18 protein-coding genes are annotated in these 21924 nt (G+C 60.4%); 4 read left to right on the forward strand and 14 right to left on the reverse strand.

The window, feature by feature from the left end:
* Positions 1–200: 200 nt before the first annotated feature.
* From A0U92_RS14600 to A0U92_RS14640, 9 genes are all read right to left on the reverse strand, one after another.
* Positions 201–983, reverse strand: coding sequence for a cytochrome c family protein (locus A0U92_RS14600; protein WP_077813803.1), 783 nt, complete (start codon positions 981–983; stop codon positions 201–203).
* Entirely contained in the window at positions 980–1708 is a 729-nt protein-coding gene (locus tag A0U92_RS14605) for a hypothetical protein (protein ID WP_077814491.1), read from the reverse strand. The genes A0U92_RS14600 and A0U92_RS14605 overlap by 4 nt, the downstream gene beginning before the upstream one ends.
* Entirely contained in the window at positions 1708–3807 is a 2100-nt protein-coding gene (locus A0U92_RS14610) for a 2Fe-2S iron-sulfur cluster-binding protein (RefSeq protein ID WP_077813804.1), read from the reverse strand. Before A0U92_RS14610 ends, A0U92_RS14605 begins: the two co-directional genes overlap by 1 nt.
* Before the next feature lie 170 nt (positions 3808–3977).
* Complete coding sequence (locus A0U92_RS14615; protein WP_029604279.1) at positions 3978–4541, reverse strand: c-type cytochrome; 564 nt, start codon at positions 4539–4541, stop codon at positions 3978–3980.
* A 65-nt stretch (positions 4542–4606) separates the two neighbouring features.
* Complete coding sequence (locus A0U92_RS14620; RefSeq protein ID WP_062497143.1) at positions 4607–4999, reverse strand: hypothetical protein; 393 nt, start codon at positions 4997–4999, stop codon at positions 4607–4609.
* 80 nt (positions 5000–5079) lie between these two features.
* On the reverse strand, positions 5080–5886 hold the full coding sequence (locus tag A0U92_RS14625) for a copper resistance protein B (protein ID WP_062497145.1): 807 nt from the start codon (positions 5884–5886) through the stop codon (positions 5080–5082).
* Positions 5883–7715 (reverse strand): copper resistance system multicopper oxidase, encoded by a 1833-nt coding sequence (locus A0U92_RS14630; protein WP_062497147.1) that lies wholly within the window; start codon positions 7713–7715, stop codon positions 5883–5885. The genes A0U92_RS14625 and A0U92_RS14630 overlap by 4 nt, the downstream gene beginning before the upstream one ends.
* Positions 7716–7791: 76 nt before the next feature.
* Positions 7792–8199, reverse strand: coding sequence for a hypothetical protein (locus A0U92_RS14635; RefSeq protein ID WP_236748168.1), 408 nt, complete (start codon positions 8197–8199; stop codon positions 7792–7794).
* A 2-nt stretch (positions 8200–8201) separates the two neighbouring features.
* Positions 8202–8474, reverse strand: coding sequence for a metal-sensitive transcriptional regulator (locus A0U92_RS14640; protein WP_007284529.1), 273 nt, complete (start codon positions 8472–8474; stop codon positions 8202–8204).
* 43 nt (positions 8475–8517) lie between these two features.
* On the opposite strand from A0U92_RS14640, the gene A0U92_RS14645 reads away from it, so the two are divergent.
* The 4 genes from A0U92_RS14645 (at position 8518) to tnpC (ending at position 13677) form a co-directional block, all read left to right on the forward strand.
* Entirely contained in the window at positions 8518–10944 is a 2427-nt protein-coding gene (locus A0U92_RS14645; protein ID WP_077813805.1) for a heavy metal translocating P-type ATPase, read from the forward strand.
* Between the two features lie 293 nt (positions 10945–11237).
* A complete protein-coding gene (tnpA, locus tag A0U92_RS14650; RefSeq protein ID WP_010515588.1) occupies positions 11238–11678 on the forward strand; it encodes an IS66-like element accessory protein TnpA in 441 nt (146 codons plus the stop codon).
* A complete protein-coding gene (tnpB, locus tag A0U92_RS14655) occupies positions 11675–12022 on the forward strand; it encodes an IS66 family insertion sequence element accessory protein TnpB (protein WP_010515587.1) in 348 nt (115 codons plus the stop codon). The genes tnpA and tnpB overlap by 4 nt, the downstream gene beginning before the upstream one ends.
* Before the next feature lie 65 nt (positions 12023–12087).
* Complete coding sequence (gene tnpC, locus A0U92_RS14660) at positions 12088–13677, forward strand: IS66 family transposase (protein ID WP_077813806.1); 1590 nt, start codon at positions 12088–12090, stop codon at positions 13675–13677.
* Between the two features lie 258 nt (positions 13678–13935).
* Here tnpC and A0U92_RS14670 read toward each other — a convergent pair whose 3' ends face one another.
* The 5 genes from A0U92_RS14670 to A0U92_RS14695 form a co-directional block, all read right to left on the reverse strand.
* Complete coding sequence (locus tag A0U92_RS14670; protein WP_029329636.1) at positions 13936–14382, reverse strand: helix-turn-helix domain-containing protein; 447 nt, start codon at positions 14380–14382, stop codon at positions 13936–13938.
* Positions 14383–14488: 106 nt separating this feature from the next.
* On the reverse strand, positions 14489–15748 hold the full coding sequence (locus tag A0U92_RS14675; protein WP_010515582.1) for a tyrosine-type recombinase/integrase: 1260 nt from the start codon (positions 15746–15748) through the stop codon (positions 14489–14491).
* Positions 15749–16215: 467 nt separating this feature from the next.
* A complete protein-coding gene (locus tag A0U92_RS14685) occupies positions 16216–17268 on the reverse strand; it encodes a WD40 repeat domain-containing protein (RefSeq protein ID WP_236748169.1) in 1053 nt (350 codons plus the stop codon).
* 38 nt (positions 17269–17306) lie between these two features.
* On the reverse strand, positions 17307–18287 hold the full coding sequence (locus tag A0U92_RS14690; protein ID WP_236748170.1) for a CobW family GTP-binding protein: 981 nt from the start codon (positions 18285–18287) through the stop codon (positions 17307–17309).
* A gap of 197 nt (positions 18288–18484) precedes the next feature.
* Positions 18485–21907 carry an AsmA-like C-terminal region-containing protein gene (locus A0U92_RS14695; protein ID WP_077813809.1) on the reverse strand — a complete coding sequence of 1141 codons (3423 nt, stop codon included), beginning with the start codon at positions 21905–21907 and terminating at the stop codon, positions 18485–18487.
* Positions 21908–21924 lie beyond the last annotated feature (17 nt).

Here is a 21924-nt window from a genome sequence, read left to right on the forward strand (position 1 = left end):
CTAACCTGGAAATAACCCTATTCGGGCCAGAGTAAGCCAACTGCTTGCTTCAAAAGTTTACGACATGCGAAATAATCATGCGTAACGTTCGATATATTTTCTGATTTACAATATATTTTTTGGGCAATGCCGCCGCTTCCAGTGATTTCATCATCACACACGCGTTAAATGGCGATATTCTGACGCAAATTTCGTAAGATTTAATGGTGCTTATACCATCCATACCCTCGAATATTGTTCCATGCATCGGTGGTATGGCAGGCATAGCAATGCTCCACCGGGGCATCCTGATGCGCGACGTGCTGCGAAATCATTTTGAAATGCATCATGTAATGGCTGGGCGGCGCCTTGTGACAGGCGTTGCAATCCGTCGATATCTGATCGGCGGGATGTTCGAACGCGGCGATCAGCCATGTATTGGTGGAGTGACAACTCGCGCAATCAGGACCAAAGCGGGCGCGATGAGGATCCACGTTGGAGTGACAGCTTGCGCAATTCAGATGGAGAACGGCATCACGGTCAAGTCGATGATCAGTCGGAATAGCCGCAGCGCTTCCCGGAATCGGCGACGCTCCAACCAGCCCGGCTGAGCGAAGTTGCGCAACGGTGTCTGACCAGAAATCCGCCCTCGTCAATGCACTATGATCCATCACGGTCATATGTGGCCGTTCACCGTGCTCCACATGACAGGACGTACATTGCGTCGCCGCGACATGAAACCGGGTGGATTGCTTGTCGGCGAACGACGCCAGAGAATGACATGTCACGCAGTTATTGGTCACCACACCTGTGAAAGGCCTGTGACATGTCTCGCACTGGCCCGCGATAAACTGGTGCGCTTTCGAGATCGGTCCGGGATTCACCAACCCTTCCCAACCTGGAACTGCGTTACTGCCGGAACGATGCACGGCAAGGGGCACAACCAGTCCGACGATCAGAGCCGCAAGCGCAAAGACCGTATAGAGTATGACAGCGGGCTTCATAGCCACCTCAGCCCGTAATACAGGCCTGACCAGATATGCAGAATCAGCAGAAAATAGAGGATGACCACAAGGATGACGTGAATCTTGCGCCAACGCCCGAACAGTGCGTTCGCCACCCTCTCCGACCTGACCGCATACTCAACATCGGCCAGCGCGGAGGCAATCGTGGCCTCGCGATCCGATGTACCCCGCGTACCGGGATAGGCCGAGGTCAGAAAAAGGCGCTGGACGATATTACGGGGCACATCCGGCGTCTCGGGCATCAGATGCGCCACCCCGGCATCTGCCAGAGACGTGCGCAGTTGGGCCAGTTCCTGGGTGCGACCGCGCAATCCGCGCCCGATCTGGATCAACATGTAGCGCCCGACATAGCCACTAATGGCGAGGACGAGCATGATGCCGGTCAGCGAGATCCCCATCGGGCTATCGAATTTATGGGCGGCGTGGATCAGGCCCAAAATGGGTGCAAGGACGCCAGCATAGATATGCACCGACAGAAGGGTTCGGCTCTCGACACGCGGCGCGAAATAACGATGCACGACGGGAATGCGTTTGCCCGCTACGTAAATCAGCGGCACCAGCATCAGGATAGCGGCGCAAATGCCAATCAGGCTGCCAGCCAGACTTCCGGGAAAGCGCGGCGCGACATGCACCAGAAAGCCCAGCGGGAACAGCACCAGCAGGACGACCAGGGCGCCGACAATGATTTCGCTGCGCTCCTGCATCACGCCTCCACGACCAGCGGACCACCCGTGGTCTTCGCCTGACAGGCCAGGATGAAACCCTTGGCCTTGTCAGCCGGATCGAGCCCATCCTCGACCGCCATCGTCACCTGGCCTTGCAGCAGATGTGTCGTGCATACGCCGCAGATACCGGATCGACAGGAGGATGGAATATTGACGCCTGCCGCATCAGCCGCGTCGAGAACCGTTTCATCCAGTTGCAACGGAGCCGATTTCCCTGAAGTGGAAAACGTAATGGTCGTTGCGGCAGGCGTGACGGCCGGAGATGAGGGGGCCGCCACAGGCCCGACCGCAGGTTCGGCCTTCATCGCGGCTGGTCCGAATGCCTCGCTATGAACATTGGCTTCCGGCACACCGAGATCCGTCAATAACGCTCTCATGCTTGCCATCATCCCGGGTGGGCCGCAGACATGGATACGTCGGTTTGTGAGATCTGGCACCGATTGCTGAAGCAGTTCCTTCGTGATGCGCCCTTCCGGCCCCGACCACTCTGTCCCCGGCGACCGCCGCATGGTGGCAATAACGTGCAGTTTGTCATTGCGACGTTCCAGCCACTCGATTTCCTGGCGAAACACATAGTCGATGCTGGCATGAGCGGAATAGACGAAGTAGATCTCGCCCGGCCAGACGATATCGGTCAGGTATCTCAGGACCGCCATCATCGGTGTGATGCCTACGCCGCCGGACAGCAGGACGATCGAGTCTGCCTCTTCACCCGTAAAGGTAAACATACCCGATGGACCCGCGATCTTTAAAAGATCACCCTCCTTGACCGTGTCATGCAGGTAGCGCGAGACCAGCCCGTGTTCCTCGCGTTTGATCGTTAGTTCGAGATGTTCGACCTGCCCCGGCGACGATGCGATCGTATAGGACCGGCCCGCGGGCTTGCCAGACGTCGGCTCGATGGTGAGTTGCACGAACTGGCCGGGTTTGAAGTCAAAGGGAATCCGCCCCCCATCGGCCGGAACCAGATAGAACGTCACGATCGCCGGCGTCTCCCGAATGATCCGGGCCACTTTCAGGCTGCCACGCCAGAGGCCGTGTCGCGGTACGTCGACGATCGGAGTGGCCGTTCCACCGCCTGGTCCCGGTACAGGGGGAGGCGGGGGAACAGGAGGTGTTGGACCGCCGCCGGTCGACGATGGTGGCATGGGCGGAACCGTTGGTTTCGGTGCGAATGCCGTGGTGGTCGTGAGCATCTCCTGCACACGATGCAACCGCAGGACCTGCAAGATCAGCAGAGCGATCGATACCAGGATCAGGATCGTCATGAACACCAGGTGAGCCGGCGTCAGTCCGAAAAATAGGCCGTTTTGCTGGCTCGCCGCGATTGTCGGCAGACCCATCTGTGCCGTGAACCAGTTGAAAGCCACCATTTGAGGATTAACGAGGCCGGTCGCGGCCGCGCGCGCGGCCATTCCGCTATCGAGCAACGCAACACCGTCATGGAGATGTTGGCTGGACCGACGCATCGTCTCCCACGACAGGGACTGAGTGGCATCGACCGATGCGGTGCCGACTTCGCGAAGACCGTCTTGAAGCCTCTGTGCCGCAATATCGGCCAGCATCTGACGTTCGGCGTCCGTCAGCTTCGGATGCGTCATCATGAAGGTATAAAGCGGCGTGCGACCGCGCGCTCCGCAACAACCTGCGTCGGCCTTGTCCGCCCCGGGAACCGCACTCAATGCCTGCCCAGCCTGGGGCAGCATGCGGCTCATCATATTGCCCTGCTCAGTCGGCCTGGATGATGGCGCACCGGGGATCCCCATCCCGCCCATGCCAGGGTGATGGCTCGCATGCTCGTCACCACCCATCGACATCATGCCGCCCATGTCGGACATGCCTGAGTCGGGTCGAGCGGGGGTCGTCTTCATTCCGCCGGACGATTCGGCACCCCGGTCGGCATCCCGGGGCGCTGCCATAGGCCCATCGTCTTCCGGCTGATCGCGCCGCAGCGCCAGCGAAGGTGGCGGGCTGCCTGCCGTAGGCCCCGCCATAGTGCCGCTAGACATGGCCGGAACGGCAGGTGACTCACCCGGTGCCTGAGCAAATCCCTCTGACATGCTGATGAGCAGTGTCATGATCACGACACTCCCGCTCAAAAAGACGCGCCTCATGCTTTCTCCAACACGCCATCATCCTCGGCAAAGTTCATACCGGCCCGTTTTCCGGATGTCGTCAGGACACCACTTATTACTATACGGGGGTATGGCATATTTTCCTTGATCTCGATCAATTATCCCAGCGGCATCTACTGTCGCGGCATCGGCATATCCATGTCGTGATGCATATGATGCCCGCCGGCTGCTTCTGCCCGAGCGACCAGCGCCTGGTAGGTGGAACTGTTCATTCCCGGAAGTTTCTCGAGAAACGCCACAATGTTCCAGAGATCGTCATCACCATGATCCGCCCAGGACGGCATGCCCGACATCTTGATGCCATGCTTGAGAATCCAGAACAGTTCGCCCGGCGTATAACGTTGCGCTACATCATTCAGAACCGGTGGCTTCGGATACATCCCCTCCGCCATATCCTCGGCCTCGACGCCCGGCGCCGAATGACATGAGGCGCAATGCATCGAAAAATGCGATGCACCACCGACGAGCCGTGCCTGCGTCTCAAGATCGACAGGTGCGGTAATGCCCTCGGCGTGATGCCGGATTGAATGGAGGCGTGCCGTTTCCAGAACACGATAGGTCAGCCGCCAATGCGGCGAGGTGGCGCCCACATCATACAGACCACCGAAAGCGACGGCCGTTCCCGCGCCGATCCCGACCAGCAGAATACCGGCGAGACTCCAGGCTAATCTTTTCATGCGTGCCTCCCTGGGCATCTCCAAGGGCGACGCTTATGGCGCCGCCCCGCTCCATCAGGAATCGATCAGCGCTGATGAACCGCGTCGGGCATGCTCTGCGGCCCCATCGGCATCTTCATGCCGCTTTCCTTGTCACCGCAGCCCATCTTCATCTTGTGATCTGACGGCGCCATGGCGTGGCCGTTCGACATATCCATGCCCTTCATCTTCATACAGCCTCCCATCTTTCCTTTCATTTTCATGCCCTTCTCCATGCCCTCCATGCCGGAACCGGACATGCCGTCCATTTTCATCTTGTCGTGGTCCATCCCCGACATACCGGACATGCCCTGCATCCCGGACATATCCTGACCCTGCGGCTGGGCCGGTGCCGGAGCGGGTGTCTGGGCATGCGCAACCGAGGCTGTGGCCAGAAGTGCTACCAGAGCGGCCGAGATCCTGAAATTGACAGTTAGCATTTGTAAGTTCCTTATCTTTTTTTATCTGAATCGGGACCGCACGGTGCGCCCCGCAACGACTTCACATCGGGCAGGAGCGGTCAGAACCACGTCCTGATCCCGAAGGTGAAATTCAGGTCCTGGACACGCTCATGCCTTGAACGTGCCATGTCGGCGGCCTGACCGAACGTGCCGGAATAACTCACGCCGATATAGGGCGCGAATTTCCGATGCCATTCGTAGCGAAGCCGCAATCCCGTATCGATATCGGACAGCCCGGTTCCGACGCCGCGCGCACGATCGGACGCGGAATAGAAGTTCATCTCGACCTGGGGTTGGAGAATCAGGCGATTGGTCAGCAGGATATCGTAGGAACCTTGCAGACGCCCCGCCGCGCCTCGGTCACTGAAATATGCCGTGGCCTCCACATTGAAGAAATATAGCGCCAGTCCCTCGACCCCGATCGCGCCCCAGGCCCGTGTGGGGCCGTTGTCAATATCGAGACGCACGCCAGTCTGGACATCGAAATACCGGGAGATGGCACGATCATAGAGGGCCTCATGATCTCCATCACCGAACTTGCCGTTTGTGCCGACCGTGCCTTCGGATTTCAGCCAGAGCTTGTCGTAGTCAGTGCCGAACCAAGCCTGCCCATCGTAACGGAACTGCCCGCCATCGGCACCAAAGCGCGCCTCGAACTGGTCGAGCAGCGCATGCATATAGATGTTATGGTCCATGACCGGCTGGATGCCGTTGACATAGACCACGGGCGCGGGAGCCGAGGCGGTCTGCGCTTCCTGGGTTCCTTCGCTCTGGCGTGCCGGGACTGACTGGGCGCGTCCCGTGCCAGGTACCGCGGTAGCCAGTCCAGCGGCAAGGACCGTGCCACCTATCAGACCCCGGATCACGACACCACCACCGTGCGGAACATGCCCACCTCCATGTGGTAGAGCAGGTGGCAGTGATATGCCCACAGCCCGGGTTCGTCCGCCGTGACCAAGTAACTCAGCCGCTCACCCGGCTTGACGGTAATCGTGTGCTTGTAGGGTCGGCAGTCACCCTGCCCATTTTCCAGTTCGCTCCACAATCCATGCAGATGGATTGGATGCTCCATCATCGTGTCGTTGATCAGGACGAAGCGCACCCGCTCGCCCAAAGTCAGACGAATCGGTTCCGCTTCCGAGAACTTCTTGCCGTCGAATCCCCAGATGAAGCGTTCCATGCTGCCGGTCAGGTGCAGGGTGATCTCGCGCGACGGCGGGCGTGGGTCCGCGCCCGGGATCGTGGCCCGCAGATCGGCATAGGTCAGAACGCGGCGACCATTATTCTCCAGCCCGTCGCCCGGCTCCGCCAGCCGGTTGATCGGCATCATGGCGACACTCTGCACCGCGACGCCGGGTTTCAACTCTGTTTTATGCCGCGACGCAGCCGCCATGCCCGGCATATCCATCGCAGCGGCTCCGGGTCTGTTAGCCTCCTTCATGTCCATGTGATCCATGTCCATGCCGCCGCCGGCAGGGGCATCACCGGGCTTCCCCGGCGAACTCCCCATCTCCATGCCCGCCATGCCGCCCTTCATGTCCATATTCCCCATACCCATGTCGGTCATGGTGCGCAGAGGGCGCGGGTCCATGGGGGGAACCGGCCCGGCAAGGCCCGAACGGGTGGCGAGCGTGCCGCGCGCGTATCCGGTACGATCCTCGGCCTGGGCAAAGACTGTGTACGGTCCATCGGCGGTGGGGCTGACAATTACATCGTAGGTTTCCGCTGGCCCGATGCGGAATTCATCGACCGGGATGGGCTCCACGTCATTACCGTCGGCCTGAACAACGGTCATCGTCAGGCCGGGAACCCGCACGTCGAACAGCGTCATCGCCGATGCATTGATGAAGCGCAGGCGAATGCGCTCGCCCGGTCGGAACAGGCCCGTCCAGTTCGCCCCGGGAGACTGGCCGTTGATCAGGTAGGTGTAGATGATGCCCGAAACATCCAGAATATCGGTCGGTGCCATGTTCATGGCACCCCATTGCAGACGATCCCGGATGGTCGCACCCAGCCCCTGTCGATGCGCGTCACGGAAGAACGTGCCCACCGTACGCTGGCGGAAATTGTAGTAATCGCTCTGGAATTTGAGGTTGGAGACGATGTCCTCGGGATCGACGTCGGTCCAGTCGGACAGGACCATCACATAGTCACGGTCGAAATGCTGCGCGTAACCATCCTTCGGATCGATGATCAGAGCCCCATACAGGCCCGTCTGCTCCTGGAAGCCGGAATGGCTGTGATACCAGTAGGTGCCGCTCTGATGCAGCGGGAAGCGATAGGTGAACGTCTCGCCGGGCGCGATGCCGCCGAAGCTGAGGCCGGGCACGCCATCCATGTGGGCCGGCACCCGGAGGCCGTGCCAGTGGATCGACGTGGGCTCATCCAACCGGTTGGTGACGTTCAGTTCGACCGTGTCACCCTGACGCCAGCGCAGGATCGGCGCGGGCGTGGAGCCGTTCACACCCACCGCGTGCATGCGCGCACCGGTGATATTGATCGGTACAGAACCGATCGTAAGGTCGAAACGGGTGCCAGGCAGCGGGTCGGGCCGACCCGACGCCGGCGCATAGACCGGAGCGTAGGCGCCCGCGCTGCCCTGCGGGACGGCCAGCGCCGCCCCCCACAGGCCCGTCCCGACGACGAAACGGCGGCGCGTGATCGCGCTCCGTCCCGCAAGGGATCGTATTGACATGAATAATAGTCCGCAAAAGAGAGAAGGCGGAACCGGTCATAGGTCAATGACCAGTCCTGAGACTGTCAGAACAGAATCAGGCCATCTGTCTGGGCGGTGGCAGCGCCGGCGCGAACCCATGACCGACGATGCGATCTGAGCGAGACAAGCCGAAAGGTGCCGTAACACCTGAGTAATCAAACGCCCTGGTCACGGAGGGCGGCATCAGCCAATTGGCGACGCAGGCACCCTGGGCGCAGCAATCGCCGCAATGATGACATGGATGATGGTCGTGGCACGGTTCATGATTGCAATGTGCGGTCGTCGTATCCGCACGGGATGGCATCTGCATCCCTGGCATGTCGGCCATCGGCTGGGTAACCACAGCAACTGTAGAGGGCAACGTGGCGGCATGACCCGGCATGACGGATGCCAGCATCAGCCCCACCTGCAGAAGCAGGCAGGCCAGCAACCGTCCCAACCGTATCGCGCCGATCTCTTGCACGTCTACCCCGTCATCTTGCTGACCGTTTCGATCAGTTCCCCGATTTTTTCCTGACGCTCCACCGGATCGCCGGATTCGATCGCCTCTACAACGCAGCCCGCGATATGTTCGCGCAGAACAAGCCCCTCGAGCCGATGCAACGCCGCCTTGGCGGCCCGAAGCTGAAGCAGAACATCCACGCAATAGCGGTCTTCGTCCACCATTTTCTGGATGCCACGCACCTGACCTTCGACCCGTTTCAGGCCCTGCGAAATCTTTACCCGTGACTGCCTCATTGCACTATACCCTACAGGGGCATACCTTGAAGTGCAAGCGATTATGGCATACTTCGACGCCGCGGCTGGCGGCCACAAGCAAGGGGGCTTCATGACGAACGACAATACAGCAGCTTGCGCGTCCCATCTCCATGGAGAGGGTCCCACCCCGGCAGCGACCGGAGTTGACGCGCACCTGGTCAAGGATCCTGTGTGTGGCATGACGGTCGATCCCGCGACGGCGACGCATCATGCCGACCATGATGGCCGGACCTGGTATTTTTGCAGCGCGCACTGCCAGACAAAGTTCGAGGCCGCCCCCTGTCATTACCTGCACAAGGCGGACACGACGCCCATCAAGCCTCAGCCCAGGCGGGCCGGGATGATCTGGACCTGCCCGATGCACCCCCAGATCCGACAGGATCACCCCGGCTCCTGCCCCATCTGCGGCATGGCGCTGGAACCGGAGGAGCCATCCGACGCCGACATGCCCAACCCGGAACTCGTGGATTTCAGCCGGCGCCTGTGGGGAGCGAGCATATTGGCGGTCCCGCTCGTCGTCATCGCCATGGCGGCGGATATGGGAGGGCTGGCATTTTTCGATGGCGGCCTGACGAACTGGATTCAGTTGGCGCTTACGGCACCAATCGTGCTGTGGGCCGGCTGGCCGTTCCTCGAACGCGGCTGGATGTCTCTCCGCACCCGGCATCTGAACATGTTTACGTTGATCATGCTGGGCGTCGGCGCGGGCTTTCTCTACAGCATCGCCGCGACAGTAGCCCCTGGCCTGTTCCCTGCTGCCTTCCGCATGCATGACGGGTCGGTCCCGGTCTATTACGAAGCCGCAGGTGTTATCGTGGCCCTGGTGTTGGCCGGGCAGGTCCTGGAACTGCGCGCCCGCGCCCGTACCAGTCGCGCCATTCGCGCCCTGCTGGATCTCGCACCGAAAATCGCACACCGGGTCGGCGCGCAGGATCGCGAGGACGACGTACCGCTGGCCCAGATCGTGCCCGGCAATCGGCTCCGCATCCGGCCGGGGGAAAGCATCCCGGTGGACGGCACCGTCATGGACGGGCGCTCCAGCGTGGACGAAGCCATGCTGACAGGAGAGCCAGCACCTGTCGCCAAGGGCCCGGGTGACAAGGTGACGGGCGGAACCATCAACGGCACCGGCAGCCTGCTGATGACGGCCGAGGCCGTCGGCTCGGACACAATGCTGGCCCGGATCGTCAGCATGGTAGCGGCCGCCCAGCGTACGCGCGCACCGATCCAGGCGGTGGCGGACCGGGTCTCCGGCTGGTTCGTGCCGCTGGTCGTGCTTGTGTCCCTGCTGACCTTCGTTGTCTGGCTTCTGGTCGGTCCGCAACCGCGCTTCGGACACGCACTGCTGAACGCCATTGCGGTCCTGGTGATCGCCTGTCCGTGCGCGCTGGGCCTGGCCACTCCGATGTCGATCATGGTCGGCATGGGACGCGGGGCGCGAGCTGGCGTGCTGGTTCGCAACGCCGAGGCCCTGCAGGCACTGGATACGGTCGATACGCTGGTGATCGACAAGACCGGCACCGTAACGGAAGGCAAGCCCCGGCTGATCGCGACCGAAACATCAGGTGCATGGGATTCCAGCATCGTCCTGCGACTGGCGGCATCACTGGAAACACAATCCGAGCATCCGCTGGCCCAGGCGCTGGTCGCCGCGATGACGGAGCAGGGCCTTCAGGCCGCGCCGGTCGGGGATTTCGCGTCTCAGACCGGCCTGGGCGTGACCGGCACCGTGGACGGGCATGCCGTCGTCGTCGGAAACCAGGCCCAGATGCGGCAGCAGGGCATCGATGCGTCGGCATTGATCCCTGTCGCGGACACCCACCGGGCGGAGGGCGCGGGCGTCATGTTCGTCGGCATCGACGGACAGGCCGCTGGGTTGCTGGTCGTGGCCGATCCGCTGAAGACCGACGCGAAGGAGACCATCGCGGCACTGCACGCAGCCGGCATGCGGATCGTGATGCTGACGGGTGACAATGCCCGGACTGCGGAAGTCGTGGCCCGGCAGGCGGGAATCGACGAGGTACATGCCGACCTCAAACCCGAGGATAAGGCCGCGATCATTCGTGACATGCAACAGAAGGGAGCCCGTGTCGCCATGGCGGGCGACGGCGTCAACGACGCGCCGGCCCTGGCCACCGCCGATATCGGAATCGCCATGGGCACAGGCACCGATGTCGCCATCGAAAGCGCCGGGATGACACTGGCACAAGGCAGCCTCGCCGGACTGGTACGCGCCCGCCGCCTGGCACAGGCGACGATGCGCAACATCCGGCAGAATCTGGCATTTTCTTTCCTGTTCAATGGGATCGGCATCCCACTTGCCGCAGGCGTACTGTATCCCGTCTTTGGCCTTACGCTGTCGCCCATGTTCGCGGGAGGCGCGATGGCCCTGTCATCCCTGGCCGTCGTGACAAACGCACTGCGGCTCAATGCCCTGAGACTTCGGTGAAAGCAGATTGCCTATTTCGTTCAGAAGGCAATGCCTATCCGGGGCCCGCTTGCAGAGGTCGACCAGGAAGACATCCGGTGACTGCTGCGCCAAGCTATGCTCTCTTAATTCGGCAACAGGAAAGTCGTCTAGGTTCCATGTGACGATTATCGGCGCGTCTGCCTCGATCGCGGTCGCGGCGACGGGACGGTCATCAGGATCGAGCAACGTATATGGTCGGAATTGCTGTTCGTAAGTAAGCTTCCGGTGTGAGACGCCTTGTGGATTTTATGGTGTGGTGATGTGTTCTGTTCATGACAGAGCGATCAGAACAGAATGATGCTTGTGTCGCAGCGACATTCGCTGCGACACAAGCATCGCGAGCCCTTCATCCGGTTATTGAAATTGTTGGCGAACGGCGCCGGGCCTATGATGACGCGTTCAGACGTCGGGTTGTGCTGGCTTCTTATGAAACTGGTCAGTCAGTCCGTGCTGTTGCGCGCCAGTTTGGTGTCCACGTCAGCGTCGTTTACCGATGGCGTCAGAGACTGGATTTCGTAAACCCGTCTGCGAAAGAGCAGCTTTCTTTTGTGCCGGTTCATATGACATCCCCTGTTGAAGGGCTGGGAGGAGACCAGTCCTGCGGGAGTGGACATGAAGCCAGCATTCTTTTTCCTGGTGGCGAGAAGCTGATGGTTGACAGCCGGATCGCGATTGAAGATCTGAGGAAACTCCTTCAGGTTTTACGCTCATGATCCCTCTTCCCTCTGGTCTGAAGATATGGCTGGCGGCAGGTGCGACAGACATGCGCCTTGGCATGCCCGGTCTGGCGCTGAGGGTTCAACAGTTTCTGGGGAGAGACCCCTATGCTGGTGATGTTTTTGTCTTTCGTGGCCGACGCGGCGATCTGGTGAAACTGATCTGGCATGACGGGATTGGAGTGTCCCTCTATGCAAAACGGATTGAACGTGGATATTTCATCTGGCCCTCGGCAAAGGACGGAGCTATCCATCTGAGTGCGTCACAATTAAGTTGTCTGCTCGAAGGGATCGACTGGCGTAATCCGCAGAAAACATGGCGACCTGAACTGGCGGGATAACAAAAAGGGGATCGTGATCCATAGTCCTGTACCCTTTTGAACGGTTTTGTGCTGAACTGTTTTTCATGACGGGAAGCATGGATGACATGACGGCCTTACGTGCGGCACTTACCGCTGCCGAGGCGCGTGCCCGTGCTGCCGAAACCCGGGCCACAGACGCTGAAGCCCGAGCAGTCAGCGCTGAAGCGCAGATTGCCCATCTTAAACATCTTATTGCACGGATGCGTCAGGACCGCTTCGGGGCGTCATCGGAACGGGGACGGCGCCTGCTGGACCAGCTGGAACTTGAGCTGGAGGAACTGGAAACAACGCAAGCCGAAGACGCGTCCGAAAATGCGGCGGACCTCGCTGTCCGTGCAACAGCACCGCGGAATAACCGGGGGCGGCAGCCCTTACCCGCCGACCTGCCACGCGAACGGATGGTTCTTCCTGCGCCAACACAGTGTCCGTGCTGTGGCGGGATGCGCCTGAGCAAACTGGGCGAAAGTATCACTGAGACGCTGGAAGTGATCCCACGCCAGTTCAAAGTCATCCAGACGGTGCGGGAGAAGTTCACCTGTCGGGACTGCGAGAGCATTACCCAGCCACCAGCGCCTTTCTACCCGATCTCACGGGGGCGTGCAGGGCCAGAACTGCTGGCGGGCATTCTGTGCGACAAGTATCTCCAGCATCTGCCGCTGAACAGGCAGAGTGATGCCTTTGCACGCGAAGGGATTGATCTCGACACGTCAACGTTAGCCGACTGGGTGGGAGCCTGCACAGCGACCCTGGCCCCTCTGAACGCGCTGATCCGGGTCCATGTGCTGGCAGCTGGTCGTCTGCATGCGGATGACACCACCGTGCCCGTGCTGGCGAAGGGCCGAACACGCACCGGTCGATTGTGGAATTATGTGCGCGACGATCACCCCTTTGGAGGCACAGCACCGCCAGCCGTGTGGTTCCGTTATTCACGGGACCGCAAGGGCGAACATCCTGTCGATCATCTTTCGGGCTGGACGGGGATCGTGCAATCCGATGCCTATGCCGGATATAACGCTCTGGCAAAACCGGGTCGTCAGCCTGCACCTGTCGTGTCTGCAGGGTGCTGGGCGCACGGACGAAGGGGGCTGTTCAAAATTGCAGAAAAGGACAAAGCCCCCCTTGCCATAGAGGCCGTGCGCCGGATCGACGCCATCTTCGAGGCTGAATGTGTGATAAACGGCACCCCAGACCAGCATCGGCTCGCCGTCCGTCAGGAAAGCAGTGCTCTCATGGTAGCGGATCTGTTCATGTGGATGCGTGACACGTGCCAACGCATGTCGTCAAAAAATCCCATTGCACAGGCCATGAACTATTTTCTCAGACGACCTGATATGTTCACACGATTTCTACATGATGGGCGCATCTGTCTCACAAATAACGCCGCAGAGCGTGCGCTCCGTGGGATAGCCCTCGGCAGAAAAGCCTGGTTATTCGCCGGGTCAGACCGGGGCGGAGAACGCGCTGCCGCCATGTATTCCCTGATCGTCACCGCCCGTCTGAACCTTGTCGATCCCAAAGCATGGCTCGCAGATGTCCTCGCGCGTATCAACGATATGCCAAATCCACGCCTCCATGAACTCCTGCCATGGCACTGGAAAACCCTTCACCATAGCAATAATACCATCAAAGCCTGATTACGCCCGCGGCTCTCTCCGGATGCTTACGTTCGTAACCGGTTACTGTCGCCTTCGGCAGCGCGGCGTTCATGAGTTGCTTCGTAGTCGCCAAGCGTTCGGCCGAAAGGTCCGGCGTGTTGGCCAGAAGGTTTCGTATCCACTCGTCATGAATCGCGTCGGTCCACCGCGCATCGACCGTCCGCCGCCGCCTGGACGACGATGTTCCTAAGGTGAAACGGGTAGAGGATACAGGCGTCGTAGATTGCGACAACGGGACTAAATGCCATAATGGAGATGGAGATTCTCGGAGTCGGCGGCCAAATCCTCCATGGCCTTCTGCCGAACATCGAGTTCCGTATTCAACGCCAGCACGTCCTTGAGCGACGCGCGGCGGTGCTTGCCGATATAGCGGAACGGAAGGTCGCCGCGATCCATCCGCAGTACGACGAGCGGTCGGGAGATACCGAGGATGGTGGACGCCTCGGTGGGGCTTAATTCCTGATCTTCCGAAAGGACCGCCACCCGCTCGCCGTTGAGCAGGTGGTCGATCAATGCCTCGACGGCACTGGCTGCCGCCGGCGGCAAGGACATGGTCTGATCCTGCCCGTTCCGGCGCCGGACATGCAACTCGAAACGATCGCCTTCTACCAGCTTCGGCAGAGGGGCGACCTTCTTGCGGTCCTGGTCGGACAGACCGGCGAACGTGACGACGTGGCTTGCCACGACGGGTTCTCCTACGCATCCAGTCGCGTGCGCCCTTAACTGCAATAACTGAAACCGGTCGGCGAGGTATTCCGGCCGCAAGTGGTCTTTGGTCCCCCCGATGCCGTCACGCTGCCAGCCCCTCAGCCCGGCCCGCCTTCTTCGCTCCATCCAACAGCAAAGCGATCTTGTCGCAGGTGCGGCTAACGGCCAACTTCAGGGCTTCGTCGATATGCACGTAGCCTTGGGTCACGCTTTGCGCGGCGTGGCCGAGAAGCGCCCTGATCGTTAATTCGGAGAAGCCGAGATCACCTGCGACGCTGCCGAAGGTGTGCCGCAGAGTATGTGGCGTGACATCCTCGATGCCGACCGAAGCGCAGAGTCTCTCAAGGCAGGCTTTCGCCGCTGTATAATGTCCTTCACTGATATCGGACGGGAAGACATATGGCGACTCCTTACGGATCGGCTGGTTCTGAAGAACCTGCATTGCGGCCGGTCCGATGGCTCGAATCTGGGCGCCGCTCTTGGTGTCGGCGAAGTCGATATAGCCGCCCTCGGGACGAACCCATGCGCGCCGCATCCCTTGCGCTTCGGAAATTCGGAAGCCGGTCAGTAGCAGGAAGCGTACGATTGCTAGTGCGATCGGGTTTTCACCGTTACGCTCAGCATGTCGCATGGCGTCGCCGAGCTTCCCAATTTCGAGGATATTCAGCCTCCGCTGCTTTTTCTTTCCCGCAAGCCGTCGCGCGCCTTGGCAGGGATGAGTAGCAATCTTATCAAGGCGCGCAGCGTGACCGAGGATACTTTGCAGAGTCGAAACCGCTCGCGAGGCAACACCTGGGCCGCCCGTCGTGGCGCCGCCTCGCTTGGTGCTGCGGGGCTTGGCCGTCTTGCCGGCCACAATGTCGGCCTGCATTCCCTCTATATCAACCACTTTCAGCGAGCGAACGAGCCTCTTGCCGAGAAGCGGTTTGACGTGTGTCTCGATTCGGCTCTTATCCATCGCGAGCGTCGAGGCTTTGATCGGCCGGTTCCGACGTCCGATGATCCGCCCGGCCGCAGCTTCTTGGAGATACCAGTCGCAAAGGGCGGCGACCGTGATTGCCTTATGCACCTCGACCTCTGCTGCCGGGTCTTTTCCGTGAGCGAGCAGGCCCAGCTTGATCTTCGCAAGATCACGGGCTTGTTCGACGGTGATGGCTCCGAATCGACCAAGCGCAATGCGACGGCTGCGATCGTCGGCATTGCGATATTGCAAGATAAAGGTCTTCAAGCCAGAGGGAATGATTCTGGCACCGAATCCTCGCAACTCGCTGTCCCAAAGGAACGCTTGCCCTTGCTTTGGAGCCTTCAGGGCATCGACAGCCCGTTTCGTCAATTTCGCCATGGGGCTTCCCCGTCACCGTGCTTCCTGCTTACATTATCGGGGGTAGCGACAGAATGTAAGCATTTTGTAAGCAGATGGTCGAAAACCGGAGCAAATCCGAGCGCATTACGGAGTAGGAGATTTCATGTAATATGTTGTTTTATAGTAAATTATGGGAGTCAGGCGCACCCCGGCGTATGGTTCTGCCAATTTTGCCAAGGTTGGGGTCGTGGGTTCGAATCCCATCGCCCGCTCCAGTTTTCTTCAGGAAAACTGGAGCATAAAGATGAGCCATTCATCTTTCCATGTCGGATACAATCAGAACATACTTTAAAATCTGCTTGAGAACTTGCCTTAACAAGTTTCAAGAGACGTCGCCTTTTGAAAAAGGCGACACCCGGAACTCTGCATCCTTCCCATGCCAGCTATCGAAATGGCGCCTGACGCAAACGGCGCTGTTACCCACGGTGCGTCAGGCCCCTCGTGCTTCAGGCTGGCGCTGTCAGATCCACGACCCCGACCCGTCCGTCTTCGGTTCCATATCCAAGGATACAGCCGTCACTGCTGAAAGCGAGCGCGGTCACTGAACCACCTCCGGCAGGGCACACGGGCAGCACCCGCTCCGAAGACTGATCCATCATCAGAACCGCGCCGTCGGCAAAGCCAGCCACCACAACGTCCTGCTGAGGATGCGCGGCCACGCGCGTGCACAGCACGCCCGGAATGCCCGGCAGTTCAGATGGCGGCTTGCCCATGGGTCCGCCATTGAAAAACGGCCACAGGATCACGCTATCCGCTCCGCTTGTCGCCAGCCACTTGCCGTTTCTGGTGAAGGCAAAAGACATCACTTTGGTCGGATAACCACTCATCCGCATATTGTGCCCATCGGAAAGCCGCCAGCCATGCAGATCATTTTCCTGCATCGACGTAATCAGCGCCTCGCCAGCGGGATGAATGGTGATGCCGATATGACTGCCTTTCCATTCATAAACTTTCGCTGCACTGTCCTTGGAATTCACGAACCACATGGACGCGCCATTGTAGTGTGACGCAGCGATCCGTTTGCCTTTGGCGTCAAACACAATGCCGGAAACCGTCGAGGGATGCTCCAGCGTTCGCAGGGCGGTCGTGCCGTCAGCTTCACGAAGATGCACCTCCTTGCCGGAAGCAAACGCGATGGTCCCCTTGCGGCCATCACTCCAGCAGGCGACATGCTCGATCCAGCGGCGGGTTTTCGCCAGTTCTTCCGGGGTATCGCCGACGGTCCGCTTCAGGCGACAATCTTCACCACCAGACAGAAAACCTGCGCCCGCCACATCAGGAGAAAGCGCCAGAACCGGTCCGTCATGGGCCTGAACCGTTGTCCACGTCGCCGTATCACGGAGCGTTTCCCGAGGCACGATCAGCAGATCGCCTTCACCGGTCGCAAACGCGAAACGGCTATTGTCGCGTGAGGCGGAACAGGCCGTGATATGCCCCTCGACAGTCTGTTCGACTCCCCGTTCCCCAACAATCCCGGAGAGTGTTGACTTATCGCTCATCCTGACCTCTTCCATGAATATCTATATGAAAAGGCCATTCAGGCCCGGCAGCTTTCAAAACCACGACGCAGCCGCGGACGATTCAGATTGCGCCCGATAAACACCAGCCGGGATTCCTTCTTCTCGCCCTGTTTCCAGGGGCCGATGAAATCACCATCCGCCATCATGTGAACCGCCTGAAACGCATAACGGTCGTCATGACCAGCGAAGTTCAGAATACCTTTCGACCGGAGAATATCCCCGCCCTGCTCCTGCAGCAGGGCGCTGATCCAGGCGTGGAAGCGGGCTTCATTAATCGGCTCGCTGACCGGGAACGACATGCTTGTCACACCTTCTTCATGGGAATGCTCGGTGTTTTCCAGAAAATCCGGTTCGTATTCCAGCGCGCGCTGAAGATCGAATCCACCCTGATCAAGCACATCCGTAAGCGCAACATTGCTGCGGACAGCAGGATGAATCTTCACATAGGCATTGATCTGACGGATCTTCGCCTCGATTTCGGCAAGCTTCGCTTCATCGACAAGATCGGTCTTGTTGAGGATGATCACATCTGCAAACGCGATCTGGTGTACGGCTTCGGAACTTTCTTCCAGCGTCTGAAGCACGTTATAGGCATCCACCACGGTCACGACGGCGTCGAGGCGGGTCTTTTCCCGCACGTTTTCATCCACAAAGAATGTCTGTGCGACCGGTGCGGGGTCCGCCAGACCGGTAGTCTCGACGATGATCCCGTCAAATTTCGCACGCCGCTTCATCAGACTGCCGAGAATACGGATCAGATCACCGCGCACCGTGCAGCAGATGCAGCCGTTATTCATCTCGAACACTTCCTCGTCGGCATCCACGACGAGGTCGTTGTCAACACCAAGTTCCCCGAACTCGTTGATGACGACAGCATATTTCCGGCCGTGCTCTGCCGTGAGGATATGGTTGAGCAGTGTGGTCTTTCCCGCGCCGAGAAAGCCCGTCAGCACCGTTACCGGCACCTGATCCTTCGTCTCGCCCTGTATTTCCGACATGATCTGCTCCCTGTCGTGCATGCGAACCGGCATTCTGTCTGCCCGCACCGTTATCATCACCGGGGGAACATATAAGGCCGCAGACCCGGCAGGGCAAAGAGGCCCTTGAAGCAGGATGCCCCCAGGAACGGTCGGAAAGCTGTTTCCTCACGATCGTTCATGGAAGCTCATGTTGAAAAAACGGGGAAAGCCCGGCTCTAAAACAGGTTTCTCAGCACGCCGGGCAGCAGGATGGTCAGCGGACTGACTGCAAAATCCGGTTTATCAACCTTGCCGTCCAGCGTGAATTTCACAGCCAGCAGTCCACCACCCTTTTCAGGGGACAACAGTTTGCCGAGCGCCGGAATTTCTCCGGGAATGGTGTTGATCGCGAAAGAGGGCACAATGGTGCCGGACAGAGCGAGCGTTCCCGTATCGAGATTGACCGGACCTTCCAGTGTGGCCCCGAGCGCACCGTTTCCGGCACGACCATCATGGATGTGCATCACGCCGTCCGCGAACGTCACCGGCATCTCGAACCGCGTCACTTCGAATCTGGACGTGTCTTTCGAATTGAGCCAGCCATAGATCGACAGGCTTCTCGCCACGAGAAGCGCGCCCGGCGCGTGCTGGATCGTAAAGGGAGACAGCCTCAGATTGCCCCGGAAGGGCGCGGTCTCTTTTGTATCGTCAAACCTGCCTTCAAACCGTGCATGTCCCCCGACCACCATGTCCGTGATGGACAGGTGACTCAGCAGCACGCCAAAATCCGGCACATCCGCCGTCAGCCGACGGCTGTCGCCAAGCGGCAGGATCTCCACTTTCGCAACCGTGGGCTCCGTAATGGACAGTTTCATCCTGTCCACACGAACACCGTTATGATCGATGACGGCCTTCACGCCGCCCAGCATGCGGTCATGACGATAATAAAGCTGATCCGCCGTCGCATCGATCAGCCAGGGCCGCCCCGGAGGCCCCTGAACACGCCCGCTGGCGGCCTCCGGCACATGCAGGGTGGTCGACTGCTTTACGGGCTCGGGCTTCTCCGGAGACCCTTCCACCAGAGGACTGAGATCGAGCGTCTGCGCCCGCACTTTCACTGAAACCGGCTGCATGGCGAGCGCAGGGATCGTTAGAGTGGCCGAACCGGTTGAACGGCCAATCTGGAAGGTCGGGATCACCAGTTCGGGCGGCTGTCCCACCGGGAAATGAGCTTCGCCGCTGACATTCAGGTCCGGCCCTTTTGCCCGGACGCCCGTCGCGGCGACAACATTCCCCCCGTCCAGCAGAAGATCGGCATGCACTGTCGCCGCATGGCCCGTCTCCTTGTTCCAGAGTGGGATGTGAACTCCGGCATCGGCCAGATCGAGGTCAAGCATCAGTTGATCATCCGCGTCCTTGATCGCGGCATAATCCACTTTCATCTCGCCCCGCCCCGACATGTAGGGCGCAACGGGAACTCCTGCGGCAGTAACGTTGTCAGGCGTCAGATGCAGGTTGGTCACGATATGATCGATCATCTGGCCTCTCGACGCACTATCGAACAGAACCTCTCCCTTTACATCCGCCGGGATGTGACTGAACGCTCCCGCTCCGACGAACTTCATGCCGTGCATGGTCACGTCGGCGTCCAGCGTGCCGCCGCCTACTCCCCGTCCCATCGCCACATGCTCAAGACTCACATGGGTCAGATGGGCATGGCCGTCGAGGGTCATGTCGTCCGTCGAGACTTTCGAAATCAGCGGCAGGGTGAGCGTGAAATGCACCACGCCGGAGCCCTGCGGGTGCGTGAACGGCAGCGGATGACGGGAGAGGATATGCAGCCTGGGCTCGGACAGCAGCGCCACATGGTCGCGCAGATCTCCGGCCAGCCCGATCGTAATGGCGCCAGTCTGATCCTTCCTGTCGAGATCGCTGATGACCATGCCGCCGGGCAGCACCGTCAGGCGGCCGCTTCCCGTTGTTCCGACCGCCTTGATGGTCCGGGTCGCAGGTTGCCAGCCATGACTGAAAGAGAGGGTCAGAGTGCTCAGGCTGGTGATGTCCAGATGCGCGTCAACATCGTGCAGGGGAGCAATCGGACGCAGCCAGTGGATTTCCATCCCCTCAGCGTCAAGCCCTCCTGAAATTCCCGTCAGCCCCGACACACGGCCTGCTGCATCGGGACCAATCTTCAGGTGCACCTGCGTGTTCCTGACCGTGCCTGCCGTAATGTTGCGCCCGACCCAGCGACGCGCGCCCTTCGCAGCGAGCGCAGGCCAGTATTTACCGAGTTCCGTGAACGACACCGGCGTCAGCGCAAGATCGGCGGCCCCGCTCATGAGGCCGACATTCGCGACATTACCCCAGTCAAATGACCCGCTGGCCGTCAATTGAGGGGGCGGAAAGGATACGGCCGCCTCATGGGACGCAACGTTTTTTGTAGTCCCGTCGCTTTTACCGGCTGAGACGCTGCCGGACATACCCATATCCGGCCCCACATCCGGTGAGGATGGCGTCCCGCTCCCCGCCGGAACAGGCGGCTCACGAAGCTGCACGGACAGCGCCCGCACATCCAGATGCGCCGGCCAGCCTGTTGCGGTCCTATCCCCGAACGTCATGTGCAGCGCCGCGTTTCCTTCGGCAGGATAGAGCGTGGAGCCGACAGCATCGATCTCTCCGGCGCCAAGGGCAATATTCACCAGCGCATCGCTCGGCAGCATGGACCATGACCGTCCTGCCGCTGTCAGCGTGACGTCTCCCGTCAGTCCCACGGGCGCCCGGGCCGCCGCCAGTTGCGGTGCAAAGCTGGCGAAACCGGACGGCGTCAGTGGATCAAGCGCCACATGCCAGTGCAGCGTCCCCGCCGACGTCAGCGAACCCTGCGCCGCCAGATGCGCCGTGACCGGCGCGCCCGCACTCTCGCCCGCCACACCAGCCGTTATGGAGCCCACCAGCCCGTGTCGGTGCTTCACCACAACCGGGGTCAGTGCGACATCCAGAGGATCGACGGTCCAGGTCCTGTGATCATGGTCATCGACCAGAACCACATGCGTCCCTGCAAGAGCCAGTCGCCGGAGATGCCGGACATCAATATCGGGAAATCCGCCCTTGCCGCCGGAGGGCTGGCCGGGAAGATCGAGATCGACACTACCCTGCGCGTCCCGCCTGAGAGCCAGATGCGCGCCGGTCAAACTGAAATCGGTGATGGCAAGACGCCCGTGAAACAACGGGAAGGCGTCCAGCGCAATGGCCCCGGCATCAATCCGGTCGGCCACCCTGCCGGTCGCATCGAGGATGGTCACATCGCGGAGTTCAAGCCGCACCGGTGAGCCGAATCCGTCCAGCAGTCCGGTCCATCGGAGAGAGGCGTGTCCTATATCCAGCCGCCCTCTCGGGGGCTGTCCCTTGACGCCGCCCACAATCCTGACCGGCAGCACGAACCGGAGCAGCGGAGAGATGTTGACCGGACCCGCCATCATGGCCGCCATCAGGCCGCCAGCAGCCAGCAGCGGCACGCCCACCAGAGCGGTCGCCGTCCAGATGACGCCCTTCAGGACACGCCGGCTCGCAGCAGACTTTCGAGCCGATGTGTCCCGAGCGGCTTCAGATCGTCCGCGCATCGCCCCGCCCTGAGCTTCGCCTTGACCGGACCCGTCCATCACCGCCACCCTGTCCG

Source organism: Acetobacter aceti (assembly GCF_002005445.1).
Taxonomy (GTDB): domain Bacteria; phylum Pseudomonadota; class Alphaproteobacteria; order Acetobacterales; family Acetobacteraceae; genus Acetobacter; species Acetobacter aceti_B.

Coding starts and splice junctions, on each gene's coding strand:
- A0U92_RS14600 (WP_077813803.1), bottom strand. CDS start 983: ATGAAGCCCGCTGTCATACTCTATACGGTCTTTGCGCTTGCGGCTCTG.
- A0U92_RS14605 (WP_077814491.1), bottom strand. CDS start 1,708: ATGCAGGAGCGCAGCGAAATCATTGTCGGCGCCCTGGTCGTCCTGCTG.
- A0U92_RS14610 (WP_077813804.1), bottom strand. CDS start 3,807: ATGACACTGCTCATCAGCATGTCAGAGGGATTTGCTCAGGCACCGGGT.
- A0U92_RS14615 (WP_029604279.1), bottom strand. CDS start 4,541: ATGAAAAGATTAGCCTGGAGTCTCGCCGGTATTCTGCTGGTCGGGATC.
- A0U92_RS14620 (WP_062497143.1), bottom strand. CDS start 4,999: ATGCTAACTGTCAATTTCAGGATCTCGGCCGCTCTGGTAGCACTTCTG.
- A0U92_RS14630 (WP_062497147.1), bottom strand. CDS start 7,715: ATGTCAATACGATCCCTTGCGGGACGGAGCGCGATCACGCGCCGCCGT.
- A0U92_RS14640 (WP_007284529.1), bottom strand. CDS start 8,474: ATGAGGCAGTCACGGGTAAAGATTTCGCAGGGCCTGAAACGGGTCGAA.
- A0U92_RS14645 (WP_077813805.1), top strand. CDS start 8,518: ATGGCATACTTCGACGCCGCGGCTGGCGGCCACAAGCAAGGGGGCTTC.
- tnpA (WP_010515588.1), top strand. CDS start 11,238: ATGACAGAGCGATCAGAACAGAATGATGCTTGTGTCGCAGCGACATTC.
- tnpB (WP_010515587.1), top strand. CDS start 11,675: ATGATCCCTCTTCCCTCTGGTCTGAAGATATGGCTGGCGGCAGGTGCG.
- tnpC (WP_077813806.1), top strand. CDS start 12,088: ATGACGGGAAGCATGGATGACATGACGGCCTTACGTGCGGCACTTACC.
- A0U92_RS14675 (WP_010515582.1), bottom strand. CDS start 15,748: ATGGCGAAATTGACGAAACGGGCTGTCGATGCCCTGAAGGCTCCAAAG.
- A0U92_RS14685 (WP_236748169.1), bottom strand. CDS start 17,268: ATGAGCGATAAGTCAACACTCTCCGGGATTGTTGGGGAACGGGGAGTC.
- A0U92_RS14690 (WP_236748170.1), bottom strand. CDS start 18,287: ATGTCGGAAATACAGGGCGAGACGAAGGATCAGGTGCCGGTAACGGTG.
- A0U92_RS14695 (WP_077813809.1), bottom strand. CDS start 21,907: ATGGACGGGTCCGGTCAAGGCGAAGCTCAGGGCGGGGCGATGCGCGGA.